This window comes from Draconibacterium sp. (genome assembly GCF_041583095.1).
GTDB lineage: Bacteria > Bacteroidota > Bacteroidia > Bacteroidales > Prolixibacteraceae > Draconibacterium.
Genome location: NZ_JBFHGM010000144.1, coordinates 1 through 12,665, shown reverse-complemented (window position 1 = coordinate 12,665; position 12,665 = coordinate 1). Strand labels below are relative to the sequence as shown.

Sequence of the window (12,665 nt, the reverse complement as noted above, 5' to 3'; positions counted from 1 at the left end):
GTATTCGAAACAATTTTCACTGCCGATTCAATTCACGAAGGAACTGTGGTTGAGTTGATGGACAAAGGTGCTGTAATTGCACTTCCATACGGCGTTGAAGGATTCGCAACTCCTCGTCACCTGGTGAAAGAAGACGGTACTTCAGTTAAGCAAGACGAAAAACTTGATTTCAAAGTTATCGAGTTCAACAAGTCAGCTAAACGAATCATTGTTTCTCACTCACGTATTTTCGAAGATGTGAAACGTGCAGCAGAAGGCGAGCAGCGTAAAGCTCAGAAAAGCTCTAACAAGCGCGCTATGAAAACTGTTAGCGATAACATCGAAAAAACTACTCTTGGCGACGTAAGCGATTTGGCTGCGCTGAAAAAGCAAATGGAGCAAGAAGAGAAAAAAGACAAATAAGCACTTGGTGAATTTAATTTGATTTTCGTAAATTGAAGCATGGCATTCGAAATTCGAAAAAACGAGAAGTATACCTTGGTAAAGGTAAACACCGACAGATTAGACACCAATAATGCGCCCGATTTGAAATCGGAGCTGGTAGTTATTAATAACAATGGTGAAAAAAACATCGTTCTTGACCTGAGTAGTGTTGCTTACTGCGACTCATCAGGTTTGAGATCTGTTTTAGTTGCCAACCGGTTATGCGAAGACGCAATAGGAACTTTTATCCTTTGCGGCTTGCAACCCGATGTAGAAAACCTGGTAAAGATTTCGATGCTTCATACCGTGCTGTTAATTACTGATACGGTTGAGCAAGCAGAGGAATTGTTGGAGAAGAAAGAAAACATGTAATTACAGAATGTCTTTCGAACTGACCATACTGGGTAGTAATTCAGCATTACCGACTTCAAACAGATATCCAACAGCCCAGGTACTTGATGTACCTGGGCGTTGTTTTTTAATCGATTGTGGCGAAGGAACCCAAATTCAACTACGCAGAAACAAGATCAGTTTCAGTAAAATCAGGCATATTTTTATTTCGCATTTACATGGCGACCATTATTACGGATTAATTGGTTTATTATCGACTATGAATCTGCTGGGGGTAAAAAGCGATGTGCACATTTATGCGCCATCGGAGTTAAAAACGCTCATCCAGCCTCAACTCGATTTTATTCGCGGAGAAATGAGCATAAAACCCATTTTTCATCCGCTAAACCTGAAAAAACCGCAAACAGTATTCGAGAATAAAAACATCGAAGTACTTTCGTTTCCGGTAAAGCACAGCATTCCAACTGTTGGCTTCCTGTTCCGTGAAAAGCCCAAACAAGCCAATATTAAAAAGGAAATGATTAAGGCCTACAATATCCCTCTTGCAAAAATTAAGGATATTAAAGGCGGCGCCGATTTTGAAAGGGAAGACGGAAGATTAATTCCAAACGAAAAACTGACAACTCCCCCACCCAAACCAAAATCGTATGCATTTTGCACCGACACTGCTTTTCATCCGCCAATTGCAGAATTTATTAGTGGTGTGGACTTGTTGTACCACGAAGCTACATTTTTGGAAGAACTAAAAGATCTGGCCGAAAAAACACTCCACTCCACTGCCCGCCAGGCAGCTGAAATGGCAAAAATTAGTAAAGCTTCCAAGCTGTTGATCGGTCATTTTTCAAGCCGGTTTAAAAAGCTGGAGAATTTTAAAACCGAAGCCCGGGAAGTTTTTATGAATACAGAACTGGCCATTGAAGGAAAGAAATACATTATTTAGATTTATTCTTCCCCTTCGAAAAATCCTTTATCGAAATTTACTAAATATAGTTTTTCTGTTGGGCGCGTAAAAGCCGTGTATAACCAACGATAATACTCCGTATCCAGCATATCTTCCACCAGATAACCATGATCGACAAAAACAGCCTTCCACTGCCCGCCCTGCGCTTTATGGCAAGTTAAAGCATAAGCATATTTCACCTGCAAAGCATTAAAATACGGATTCTCCTTAATCTTTTTCCAACGCTCCTTTTTATTCCGAATATCCAGGTAATCTTCAGAAACGGCATTGAATAACTCGCGGTTCCGCTCCGACGAAAAAGAGGCCGTTTCAATACTCAGTGTCTCCAAAAAGATTTTACAGTCGAGTTCAACATCTTCGTAGTCAACAAAACGTAAACACACATCGGCAAACCGGAATCCGTACAATTCTTCGTATCCGTAAATCGATATGATTTCGGCAATATCGCCGTTGGCAATAAAATCAAGTTTATCATCCTCGCCGGGCCAGAAATAGTTGTTTTTTACGACCATCACTAAATCGCCCCGCTCAATTTCATTCTCTTTATACAGAATGGAACCCCGTATTCCTTTATTAAACAGATTAGCGCGTTTATTCGAACGGGTAACCACAGTAGTATCAAAAAAACCGTACTTATCGTAACACGATGAAATGGTTTCAATCAACTCTCCACCCGATATACGTTCAACATCCGGAAAGCTTTTAGTTTCTATCGGGAAAAAACCTTCGTAGTGCTGTTCGGCAATAATATTTCGCATTTCGGTGGCATTCGATAATACTCCTGATCCTTCTGCCTGACGAACTACTTCTTTCAGTTCCACTTCGGTAACCGAAAAACCATATTGCTCCAAACTAAAAGCTTCCAAAGCGGGACTGATATTCAAACCAACAGGCGGCAACTGCGCGGTATCGCCAACCAAAACCAGGTGGCAATTTTCGCCCGAATAAACATACTGAAGCAGATCATCAAGCAAACGCCCGCTGCCAAAAACGGCGTTCTCACTCATTTCGTTCGAAATCATCGAAGCCTCGTCAACAATAAAGTAGGTATTCTTATACAAATTTTTATTTAGCACAAAACGCCCCATTCCGTCTGATGCCGACTGTTGCCTGTATATTTTTTTATGGATGGTAAAAGCAGGCATACCGGAGTATGAAGCCATAACTTTTGCAGCACGGCCGGTTGGCGCCATTAAAACGGAACGAATTTTGAGGGAGAGCAAACATTGTGTCAAAGAATAAAGCATGGTTGTTTTTCCCGTTCCGGCATAGCCTTTTATCAACATTATCCGATCGGGCTCTGAAGCGGAGATAAATTCGGCTAAATTGTCGATTAAACGAGCTTGACAATTTGTTGGCGGAAAGCCCAGTTTTTCAGTTAATATGGCTTTTAAGTGATTTTTGATCATAGCAGCTAAAATAACACAGGGTAAAAGAAACTAATTTATTTTTTTTTTTAAATTTGCAGGCAAACGAAAAATGAACTTATAAAAAAATAAAAATGAGAACCGTAATTCAGATTGTACTTTTCCTTGTAGCCGTTGTGCTTACCTATTTAATCTATCAAAGTATTCAGCGCCCAATTGATTTTGAAAAAGCTAAAGATGCGCGTTACGAAGCAACCGTTGCAAAGTTAAAAGATATTCGTAAAGCGGAATTGGCCTACAAAGATATTTATGGTCAGTTTACAGGAAGCTGGGATACATTAATCAGCTTCGTTTCAAACGACTCGGTAAGAAACGTAAGAGCTATCGGCGAATTGACTGACAGTATGATCGAAGCCAAAATTACTGAGAAAAAAGCAATTGAAATGGGACTTATCATTCGTGATACGATTAAAATTGGAGTAATCGATGCACTTTTTGGTGGTGAATACGATGCAAATAGTTTGCGTTATGTTCCTGTTCCTGGCGAACCTACTGAGTTCCACCTGGGAGCAACAATCATTACTACCGGTTCTGGTATCAAGGTTCCTGTTTTTGAAGCAAAAGCACATAACAACGTTGTATTAAGAGGTTTAGACGAGCAATTAATCATCAACCTGAACGATCAGCGCAGAACAAACGAAAAATACCCGGGTTTAAAAGTTGGATCGTTGGTGGAAACAAACAATAATGCGGGTAACTGGGAATAAACCATGCATGAATTTGTAGACGAAACGTTTCAGCCGGAAACTACCGGTGAAAAAATATTATCCATTCAGGCTAGCCTGAATGGATTTTCTTTTTCTATTGTTTGCCCCAATCAACGAAAATTGCTCTACTTTAAGGATATTGCCCTGAAAATAAGTAACGCAAATTTATTGGCCAGGCATTTTGAATCGTTGTTTGCAGAAGAAACTATTCTTCAAAATAACTACCATAAAATTTTCCTTGTTTACCATTCCCGAAATTTCACATTGATTCCGGAACAGTTCTACCAGGATAACATTGACCAAAATATCACTCCACTGCTTTTTGAGCAGAACGAGCAGGCCAACTGGATGAACAACAAAATTGCCGGAGTAAACGGAGAATTGCTTTTTGCCATTCCGGAGAGTTTTCAGCAGGCACTAAACAAACGTTTACCTTCAGCACAAATTATTCACCCTTTGTATCGAATAATTGAGCAAACAGGCATTTCGGATGCGGCACCAAAACTATTGCTTCTTTTTGGTACCGATCATTTTTCGCTGGCCCTGTTTGGCCAAAACGAGTTGAAGCTGATTAATAATTTTAGTTTTAAACACCCCAACGATGTGGTGTATTTTGTACTCACTGTTTTGCGCCAGTTTAGTATTTCGGCTAAAGATATTACTGTACAGTTTGCAGGAAATACAAAAGCCCATGCCGGATTAGAGGATGTATTGCAAAAGCATTTTTCGCAACCAGCATCAATAAATGCCGAAATTGCCTTACCACCATTTATCGACAAAGCGCTTATTACAAAAAATATTAGTCTATTTTTGTAGTTCATATGAGAATAATCGGAGGCGAATTTAAAGGAAGGATTTTTCACCCGGGCAAAAAATTTAAAGCCCGGCCAACAACCGACATTGCAAAAGAAGGCTTGTTTAATATTCTTGAAAACCGTTATGAGTTTTCGAATAAAAATATTCTGGATCTGTTTTCGGGAACAGGAAGTATGGGTTACGAATTCTTGAGCAGAGGCTGTTTAAGCGCCACACTGGTTGAAACACACTTCCCACACTATAAATTTATTTTGGAAGTAATAGACGCGCTTAAAATAAGCAACGCGAAGGTTTTTAAGGCCGATGCATTTAAGTTTGTGCAAAAAACACCGGATACGTTTAATATTATTTTTGCCGATCCTCCATTTGATCATCCTAAGTTTAAAGAAGTTCCGGATGCTGTGCTGAATACAAATATTTTAGCCCCCGACGGACTATTTATCCTGGAGCATCCAAAAGAATATGATTTCTCGTCGCATGCCTGTTTTAAAGAGCTGCGAAACTACGGGAAAGTAAATTTTAGTTTCTTTGAGAAATAAAAAACTCCCGTCCATTACAGACGAGAGTTTCTACAATTTATAATCAAAACTATAACTAATCTACTTTTCGCTTAATTCCGCATCCCAAAGGTTTTGTTTCGGCAATAGCAATGTTTTTGTCGTTTCCCAAACTTACAAGAGCTTCTTTTAAATACGCTTGTTTAACGCCTTCAGCATCTTTGTAATTATCATCAATTGCCCCTTTGTAGGCCAGTTTCATATCGCCATCAAATAAGAAAACATGCGGTGTTGTTTGGCCCCCAAAAGCGTTAGCAATTTTACTGTCTTTATCAACTACGTAATTAAAGTTGTATCCTTCGGCTTCAGCCTTTTTCTTCATCTCATCAAAACTATCGGCTCCGTCGCGTTTCTGATAATTCGAGTTTAACACGATCATACCAACCTCATTGTTGTCGGCCCACTCTTTCACTTCGTTAAAACGATCTTCCCAGGCCACAACAAACGGACAAGTATTACACGAAAACATTACTAAAAGTCCATTTTCCTTACTGGCATCACTCAACGATATTTCAGCTCCTGATACATCTTTCATTTTTACATCGGTATGAACAGCTTTATCGCCAATTGCCAACTGTTTTCCGTCTCCGGCAAAAGCAATATTCACACTCAGTAGAATTCCTAAAATAAAAGCTAATTTTTTCATACGGCTATAATTTAAATTAAAAACGGTTTTGTAGTCCTGCCGGTTGAAGACAGGAATTTTCACATTTTAAAAGACCTCGTAGTCTTTTATTTAAAAACAATGGCATAAATAAATGGTTCAGTGATACGACAATGTGTAAACAAAATATGGTGTTTGGGGTTATGCTGACAAACGATTTTAGGCTTTGTAAAAACAATCAGAAATCAAAAAAACCGCGCAAGACTATGAAATTAGATAGCATAAGAAGAGAATACCGATTTGCAGCACTCACCAAACAAAGTGTGGCTGCTTCCCCTATCGATCAGTTTAAAGAATGGCTCAACGACGCGCAACGTGCCAACGTAAACGATTTTTCGGCGATGAACCTGGTTACTTCAGAAACCGGTGCTTTTCCCCAATCACGAATTGTGCTTTTGAAAGATATTTCAGTGAATGGATTTACCTTCTTCACCAATTACGACAGCCAAAAAGGAAAGTCCATTGAAAAGAACAACAAGGTTGGTCTTCATTTCTTTTGGCCCGAATTGGAGCGACAAGTGCGTATTGACGGCGTTGCCGAAAAAACATCAAGAAAAATATCGGTGCAGTATTTTAAATCGCGCCCTTTGGAAAGTCAGATTGCAGCTTGTGCTTCCGCTCAAAGTGCCACATTAACCTCCCGAAGTAAACTTGAAGAACAATACCGATCCTTACAAAATGCCTTACAGGGCGACCATCCTGAATGCCCGGAGAATTGGGGCGGTTACCTGGTTCGTCCGGTAAAAATGGAATTTTGGCAGGGCCGCGAAAGCCGCCTACACGACCGTATTGTTTATGAGTTAGTTGAAAACGAATGGAAAATTAAACGTCTGTCGCCTTAAAAATCCAGGTTTAAAGTTCGTTTCAGTAAGGCCAGGTTTGGATTCTTTTTGGCCATTTCCTGGTATTTTTCAATGTCTGAATAAATCACTTTCTCACGCACAATATCTGAAACTACCGTTTTTAGGCCAATCTTCGAGTTGTGTAATTCTTTGCGCAGGTAAGAAACCAATTCCGGCTTAATATTTACCAGTAATTCATCCTGAATCCGGTTATCCACTTCCAGCAACAAACTCCAGTCTTCCTGAATCGTTGGCAAAATCGACAAGGTGGCTTTCAAGCTCGGGCGATCATCCAAACGTGGCAAAAATGCTTTCCACTTTTCTTCCAGCTGTTCGGCAGTAAACGGTTCGGTTTCATCAGCTTTTGAATACAATTTAAACTGCTCTTTTGCCGACAATTGTTTGTTCTCATCATCAAAATCACCTTTCAGTGCTCTTTTTATCGAGGTTGTTCCAAGCCCGCGGCCCGAACGTTTTACTAATCTTTTTGGTGGTGTTGCCGGTGCTGAACTTACCGGTTGTTCCGGTTGAGTATTCTGTTGTGGCGACCTTACCGGCTGACTTTTGGGTTGAGCCGCAAGCTTTTCATCGGGCAGGTTTATGCCCGAAAAGATGGGTTCCAGGATGTCTTCCTGACCTTCAGCTATTTTTTTTTTAAGGTTAGCTGTGCTATCCGAATCAAAGCCAGCTCAATAAGCAGACGTTTGTTTTGGCTTGTTTTGTACTGCATATCGCAGGTGTTGGCAATTTGCATGGCATCGAGCAAAAAGTCGCTTTCGGTAGCAGCAGCCTGCGCACGGTAACGTTCTTTAATATCTCCCCCAACTTCCAGCAGTTGTATCGTTACCGGATCCTTACAAACCAGCAAGTCTCTGAAATGGCTACTCAGCCCGGTAATAAAATGATGCCCGTCGAAACCATGGTTCAGGATATCATTAAAAATCACCAATACCTCGGTTACATTGTTTTTCATAAACTCATCAACCAGGCGGAAATAATAATCGTAGTCCAACACATTCAGGTTGGTAATTACATCCTGGTATGTGATTTTCTTTCCCGAAAAACTTACAATCTGGTCGAAAATTGAAAGTGCATCACGCATGGCACCGTCAGCTTTCTGCGCAATAATATTCAATCCTTCGCCTTCTACTTCAACACTTTCGCTTTTGGCTACATATTCCAGATGCTCCGAAATATCAGCAACACCAATCCGGTTAAAATCAAAGATCTGACAACGCGATAGAATCGTTGGAATGATCTTATGTTTTTCGGTGGTTGCCAAAATAAAAATGGCATGTTTTGGTGGCTCTTCCAGCGTTTTCAGGAACGCATTAAAAGCCTGCGACGACAACATGTGAACCTCATCGATGATATACACGCTGTACTTCCCCATTTGCGGCGGTACACGTACCTGATCGGTCAGGTTTCGGATATCGTCAACCGAGTTATTCGAAGCGGCATCTAATTCGTGAATATTAAACGAACGGCTACTGTTAAACGAAGTACACGACTCGCATTCGTTACAGGCTTCGGTATCGTTGGTAAGGTTCGTGCAGTTTATTGTTTTGGCAAAAATACGCGCACAAGTTGTTTTCCCCACACCACGCGGCCCGCAAAACAAATAGGCATGCGCCAGTTGATTGCTTTTAATAGCATTCTTTAGCGTGTTGGTAATCGATGCTTGTGCAACAACCGTCTGAAACGAATCCGGTCTGTATTTTCGTGCTGATACAATAAAATTCTCCATAGTCACTTTAGAAGTTGACCAAAGATAATTAAATATGGCTTTTTAGCAGCGTTTTTTTATTAACATCGAAAGCCTTACTTTTAGAACAGTTTGATAGTTAAAAGCTTAATAAACATGAGAAAATATATCTTTTTTATTCTGCTGTTTTGTAGCACTACTGTTGTGGCTCAATATAAAACATTATACGACTTTTCAGCCCGTACGATTGATGGCGACACACTACATTTTTCGAGCATGAAAGGCAAAAAAGTGCTGATCGTAAATACGGCATCGGAATGTATGTTAACACCGCAATACGAAAAGCTGCAGGAACTTTATGAAGAATATGGCGGCGATGATTTTGAGATTGTTGCTTTTCCGTGTAACGATTTTGGGAAACAGGAACCCGGAGACAACGAAACAATAAAAACCTTTTGCGCCCAATACTCCATCAGTTTTACGCTGATGGAAAAAATATCGATAAAGGACAATCCTCCCCCGTTGTATCAATGGTTAATGAACAGTGAAGAAAATGGGACACTCGACGCAAAAGTTTGGTGGAACTTTCAAAAGTTTATGATTGACGAAGAAGGGAAAGTGGTTGATTTTGCGCGCCCGACCAAAAGTCCGTTAAGCGACAAAATCCTTAACTGGCTTAACGAGTAGAATTTTTGTTAAAGTATTTGCCAGGAGCCTTGGTTTTTGTTGGTACTTTTCCGTGAATATTCCCGCCCCGCCATTCCGTTCGGCTTTTGTTTTTATTAAAACTGATCGATTTTTTATCCGCCTTGCCAAATTCCTGTCTGAAATACTCGTAACAATAAAGCGGAATGAAAACCACAAAAAAAACGATCAATCCGCCGATTAGCCACGGACGCGCATTAACAGATGTAAATAAATGAATGAACAAGGCCACCAGTTCAACGAACAAAACACCCGGTCCGGCAATAATTAGCACTATTTTTTTCAGCTTTTCCATGGTGTAAATTAACTTCTGGCAGCAGCAGTTGCAGCGGCACTTGCCGCCACCGAAGCGGCAATGGCTTGCGACGCAGCAATAGCATCGGCAACCGCCCCCGACACCTGGTTTTTAATCCTCATTTGTTTGAGGTGCTCCCGGGCCTGTTTCCGCTTTCTGCGGTCCTGATAGATCATTCGTAACATGGCTGCAGGCTCCAAAAACGACAGAAAGATCAGTTCCTCTTCGGCAGTTGTTCCTTTAAAAATTTGATAATCAATTTCCGATATCATTCGGTACAGCACCTGCTTATTCAAAATAACCGGCTTTTTCCATTTGAAAAACAAAAACTGCTTATCTTCCAATCGTATCAGCCGTTTTGCAACCAATCCTTTTTGCACTTCATTCCTGATAAATTTCTGCGAATAATTGAGTTTACTAATCCAGGTCGAAATCTTTTTTGGCGATTTAACCTGGCTCATTTTTCCCTGCACAAACCGGTGCAGTTCGTTATCCGATTTCGTGGAAAGTACAATCACCCGTTTCTCTTCAAATTTAATTTTCTTCTGCAGGTACAAATCCATCAGAAGTGTTCCGATAACAACAAAGTGCATTGCCGAGACTGACCCCGATCGAATTCCACCTTTTTCAGGATGAATACCGAGAAAATAAATCTTTTGAGCTAAAGGAATTGGCTGATCCATATAATATTTAGTTTTTTCTTACTTAATTCGTACGACAATTGACATAAAATTACAAATAAACAACCATATGTTTAAAGGATTTGCAAGCGATAATAATTCAGGAGTTCATCCGTCTATTTTAAGGGCTATGGAAGATGCCAACCACGGACACGTTGTGGGTTATGGCAACGACCCGTTTACGGCTAAAGCCATCGACATTTTTAAGGAAAAATTTGGTGCCGCCACCGAGGTATTTTTTGTTTTTAACGGCACCGGCGCCAATGTGCTGAGTTTATCAACGCTTACCCAAAGTTTTAACTCGGTAATTTGCGCCGAAACCGCGCATATTCAGGAAGACGAATGTGGTGCGCCGGAGAAATTTACCGGCTGCAAACTCATTCCTGTAGAGCCGGTAAACGGCAAAGTAACACCCGAAGCTGTGCTGCCCCATTTAAAAGGTTTTGATTTTGAACATCACTCGCAACCCAAGGTAATTTCTATTTCGCAGGTTACGGAGATGGGAACGGTATACTCGACCGATGAAATAAAAGCGCTGGCCGATCTGGCGCATAAACACCAAATGTATTTGCACATGGACGGTGCCCGGATTTCTAATGCTGCCATTGCGCTCGATATGGATTTTCGTGAGTTTACAGTAGATTGTGGTGTTGATGTTCTTTCGTTTGGAGGCACAAAAAACGGCATGATGATGGGCGAAGCGGTTCTGTTTTTTAATCCGGAGTTAACGAAACAAACTAAATACCTGCGCAAACAAAGCATGCAACTGTACTCGAAAATGCGTTATGTGGGTGCCCAGTTTATTGCCTACCTCGAAAACGATCTGTGGAAAGAAACAGCATCGCATTCCAATAAAATGGCCAAATTGCTGGAAGCTGAAGTGGCAAAAATTCCGCAGATTAAAATTACTCAACCGGTTTCGGCGAATGGTGTTTTTGCAATCGTTCCGAAAGAAATTATCGAGCCTTTGCGCGAACGTTTCTTTTTTTATACGTGGGACGAAATAAAATCGGAAGTGCGCTGGATGACTTCGTTTGACACTACCGAAGATGAAATTTATGCATTTGTGAAGTTGATTAAGGAGTTGTTGAATTAAAAAGGATAAACACAAAGACACTAAGCCACAAATAAAATATTGGAATTGGTTTCTTCAACTTTGTGCCTGATTGTTCTTTGTTGGGATTATTATTTACCCCTTTGGCTGTAGCCATTTCCCCTCACGAGGGGAAACATTAACGAAGATTGACCTGTGGACTGACTTATTATTCAGAAGCTTGTCCAATGCGTGCTACCCTTCTTTGGGGAGCTCCCGTCGACTGACGGGTGAGGGGTAAAACAAAATCATTTTCAGTTAACACTGATACAAAGAGAAATATTTTATATTTAAATAAAAACATGCCACTATTCAGATACTATCCAAGCAACCCAAAAAACCTGGATCCGGAGATGGAGAAGAAGATCTTTTTCCACAGTCTGCTGTTTCCGGCCCTGTTTGTCTTGCTGTTATGGATAGTTAAAATAGTTGAGCTAACCTCAGGATTAAGTTTTGTGGAATTTGGCATTTTTCCGCGGCACATAAACGGACTGCAGGGAATTCTCTTCTCCCCTTTTATTCATTCCGATTTCAGCCACTTAATTTCCAATTCGCTGCCCTTTTTTATACTGGGGTTTATGCTCATTTACTTTTATCGCCGCATTTCGTACCGAATCTTTTTTCTGCTGTATATTTTATCGGGTATCAGCACCTGGTTTATGGGCCGCGAAGCCTGGCACATTGGTGCCAGCGGTGTTGTTTATGCACTGGCAGCCTTTCATTTTGTTAGCGGAGTTATTCGCTCCGATGTGCGTTTGCTTACGCTTTCGGCAATTGTGGTTTTTCTTTATGGCGGACTGGTTTGGGGATTGTTGCCCATTCGCCCCGAAATTTCGTGGGAAGGCCATTTATCGGGGGCGATATTTGGTGTACTGCTGGCCTTTTATTACCGCAAATACACTGTTCGTCGCGAGAAATTCGATTGGGAAGACGAACCCGACGAGGAAGATGAAGATGATAACGAAACAATAACATTTTCAAACGAAAAATATTCGGACAGCTTCAAGAGTGAGTCTACAAACTCAACCTTGTAATCAACTGGGGCTTCCATTATATTCAATAAATAAAAAAGTATATTTGCCAACTTCAGGTTCCAACAGAGATTGAACAGACGGATTTGTAAATAATATGAAAAGCAAAAAAATGCATTCGAAAATACTATTCATATTAGCGATTTTGCTTTTCATTTCAGCTATTACCAGTGCACAGAGTTTAGGTACCTCAACCGAAGGAAGTACGGCAATCACACTACGGGAAAACAACAGCGATCCTTCTGAATTATTCGACTCCCTGTTTTTTTCAACGCCCATTATACACCGCCTCGGAGTTGAAATGCGGCCCGGTTACATTTTGCCAACCAATCCGTATTTTAAAGGAGAGAATAGCACATCACAGCCCGTTCGCTCGTCTTTTTCAACACATTTAAAATATTCTTTCCG

General features: G+C 40.7%; 17 protein-coding genes. 11 read left to right on the top strand and 6 right to left on the bottom strand.

The annotated features are described in order from the left end of the window. The 3 genes from ABZB17_RS13790 to ABZB17_RS13780 form a co-directional block, all read left to right on the top strand. The coding region (locus ABZB17_RS13790) for a S1 RNA-binding domain-containing protein (RefSeq protein WP_372650923.1) at nucleotides 1-402 on the top strand (402 nt) is incomplete at its 5' end. 39 nt (nucleotides 403-441) lie between these two features. Continuing rightward, complete coding sequence (locus tag ABZB17_RS13785; RefSeq protein ID WP_303918087.1) at nucleotides 442-795, top strand: STAS domain-containing protein; 354 nt, start codon at nucleotides 442-444, stop codon at nucleotides 793-795. A gap of 7 nt (nucleotides 796-802) precedes the next feature. Further along, entirely contained in the window at nucleotides 803-1,714 is a 912-nt protein-coding gene (locus ABZB17_RS13780; protein ID WP_372650922.1) for a ribonuclease Z, read from the top strand. Nucleotides 1,715-1,716: 2 nt separating this feature from the next. On the opposite strand, the gene ABZB17_RS13775 is transcribed toward ABZB17_RS13780, so the two are convergent. Continuing rightward, nucleotides 1,717-3,144 carry an ATP-dependent RecD-like DNA helicase gene (locus tag ABZB17_RS13775; protein ID WP_372650921.1) on the bottom strand — a complete coding sequence of 476 codons (1,428 nt, stop codon included), beginning with the start codon at nucleotides 3,142-3,144 and terminating at the stop codon, nucleotides 1,717-1,719. A gap of 92 nt (nucleotides 3,145-3,236) precedes the next feature. Here ABZB17_RS13775 and ABZB17_RS13770 point away from each other — a divergent pair, with 92 nt between their 5' ends. From ABZB17_RS13770 to rsmD, 3 genes are read left to right on the top strand one after another with little or no spacing between them, the layout of a single operon-like run. Next, on the top strand, nucleotides 3,237-3,869 hold the full coding sequence (locus ABZB17_RS13770; RefSeq protein WP_372650920.1) for a hypothetical protein: 633 nt from the start codon (nucleotides 3,237-3,239) through the stop codon (nucleotides 3,867-3,869). 3 nt (nucleotides 3,870-3,872) lie between these two features. Then, nucleotides 3,873-4,685 (top strand): DUF3822 family protein, encoded by an 813-nt coding sequence (locus tag ABZB17_RS13765; protein ID WP_372650919.1) that lies wholly within the window; start codon nucleotides 3,873-3,875, stop codon nucleotides 4,683-4,685. Nucleotides 4,686-4,690: 5 nt separating this feature from the next. Then, complete coding sequence (rsmD, locus tag ABZB17_RS13760; RefSeq protein ID WP_372650918.1) at nucleotides 4,691-5,224, top strand: 16S rRNA (guanine(966)-N(2))-methyltransferase RsmD; 534 nt, start codon at nucleotides 4,691-4,693, stop codon at nucleotides 5,222-5,224. A gap of 55 nt (nucleotides 5,225-5,279) precedes the next feature. Here rsmD and ABZB17_RS13755 read toward each other — a convergent pair whose 3' ends face one another. After that, nucleotides 5,280-5,888: a redoxin domain-containing protein gene (locus ABZB17_RS13755; RefSeq protein WP_372650917.1), complete on the bottom strand. Its 609-nt coding sequence runs from the start codon at nucleotides 5,886-5,888 to the stop codon at nucleotides 5,280-5,282. A 224-nt stretch (nucleotides 5,889-6,112) separates the two neighbouring features. Here ABZB17_RS13755 and pdxH point away from each other — a divergent pair, with 224 nt between their 5' ends. Beyond that, nucleotides 6,113-6,748: a pyridoxamine 5'-phosphate oxidase gene (gene pdxH / locus ABZB17_RS13750; RefSeq protein ID WP_372650916.1), complete on the top strand. Its 636-nt coding sequence runs from the start codon at nucleotides 6,113-6,115 to the stop codon at nucleotides 6,746-6,748. On the opposite strand, the gene ABZB17_RS13745 is transcribed toward pdxH, so the two are convergent. Together ABZB17_RS13745 and ABZB17_RS13740 are read right to left on the bottom strand one after the other, a co-directional pair. Further along, nucleotides 6,745-7,146: a hypothetical protein gene (locus ABZB17_RS13745; RefSeq protein WP_372650915.1), complete on the bottom strand. Its 402-nt coding sequence runs from the start codon at nucleotides 7,144-7,146 to the stop codon at nucleotides 6,745-6,747. The two genes, pdxH and ABZB17_RS13745, sit on opposite strands and share 4 nt — an antisense overlap. A gap of 245 nt (nucleotides 7,147-7,391) precedes the next feature. Then, a complete protein-coding gene (locus tag ABZB17_RS13740; protein WP_372650914.1) occupies nucleotides 7,392-8,495 on the bottom strand; it encodes a DNA polymerase III subunit gamma/tau in 1,104 nt (367 codons plus the stop codon). Nucleotides 8,496-8,609: 114 nt separating this feature from the next. On the opposite strand from ABZB17_RS13740, the gene ABZB17_RS13735 reads away from it, so the two are divergent. After that, complete coding sequence (locus ABZB17_RS13735; protein WP_372650913.1) at nucleotides 8,610-9,140, top strand: glutathione peroxidase; 531 nt, start codon at nucleotides 8,610-8,612, stop codon at nucleotides 9,138-9,140. On the opposite strand, the gene ABZB17_RS13730 is transcribed toward ABZB17_RS13735, so the two are convergent. Further along, nucleotides 9,130-9,453, bottom strand: coding sequence for a hypothetical protein (locus ABZB17_RS13730; protein ID WP_303918076.1), 324 nt, complete (start codon nucleotides 9,451-9,453; stop codon nucleotides 9,130-9,132). The genes ABZB17_RS13735 and ABZB17_RS13730 overlap by 11 nt on opposite strands. Before the next feature lie 8 nt (nucleotides 9,454-9,461). Continuing rightward, nucleotides 9,462-10,136 carry a GPP34 family phosphoprotein gene (locus ABZB17_RS13725; RefSeq protein ID WP_372650912.1) on the bottom strand — a complete coding sequence of 225 codons (675 nt, stop codon included), beginning with the start codon at nucleotides 10,134-10,136 and terminating at the stop codon, nucleotides 9,462-9,464. A 67-nt stretch (nucleotides 10,137-10,203) separates the two neighbouring features. Between ABZB17_RS13725 and ABZB17_RS13720 the strand changes: the two genes are divergently transcribed. From ABZB17_RS13720 to ABZB17_RS13710, 3 genes are all read left to right on the top strand, one after another. Beyond that, nucleotides 10,204-11,229 (top strand): low specificity L-threonine aldolase, encoded by a 1,026-nt coding sequence (locus ABZB17_RS13720; RefSeq protein ID WP_372650911.1) that lies wholly within the window; start codon nucleotides 10,204-10,206, stop codon nucleotides 11,227-11,229. A gap of 299 nt (nucleotides 11,230-11,528) precedes the next feature. Next, a complete protein-coding gene (locus ABZB17_RS13715; RefSeq protein WP_372650910.1) occupies nucleotides 11,529-12,260 on the top strand; it encodes a rhomboid family intramembrane serine protease in 732 nt (243 codons plus the stop codon). 109 nt (nucleotides 12,261-12,369) lie between these two features. Further along, a partial coding sequence (locus tag ABZB17_RS13710) for a hypothetical protein (RefSeq protein WP_372650909.1) occupies nucleotides 12,370-12,665 on the top strand: 296 nt, incomplete at its 3' end.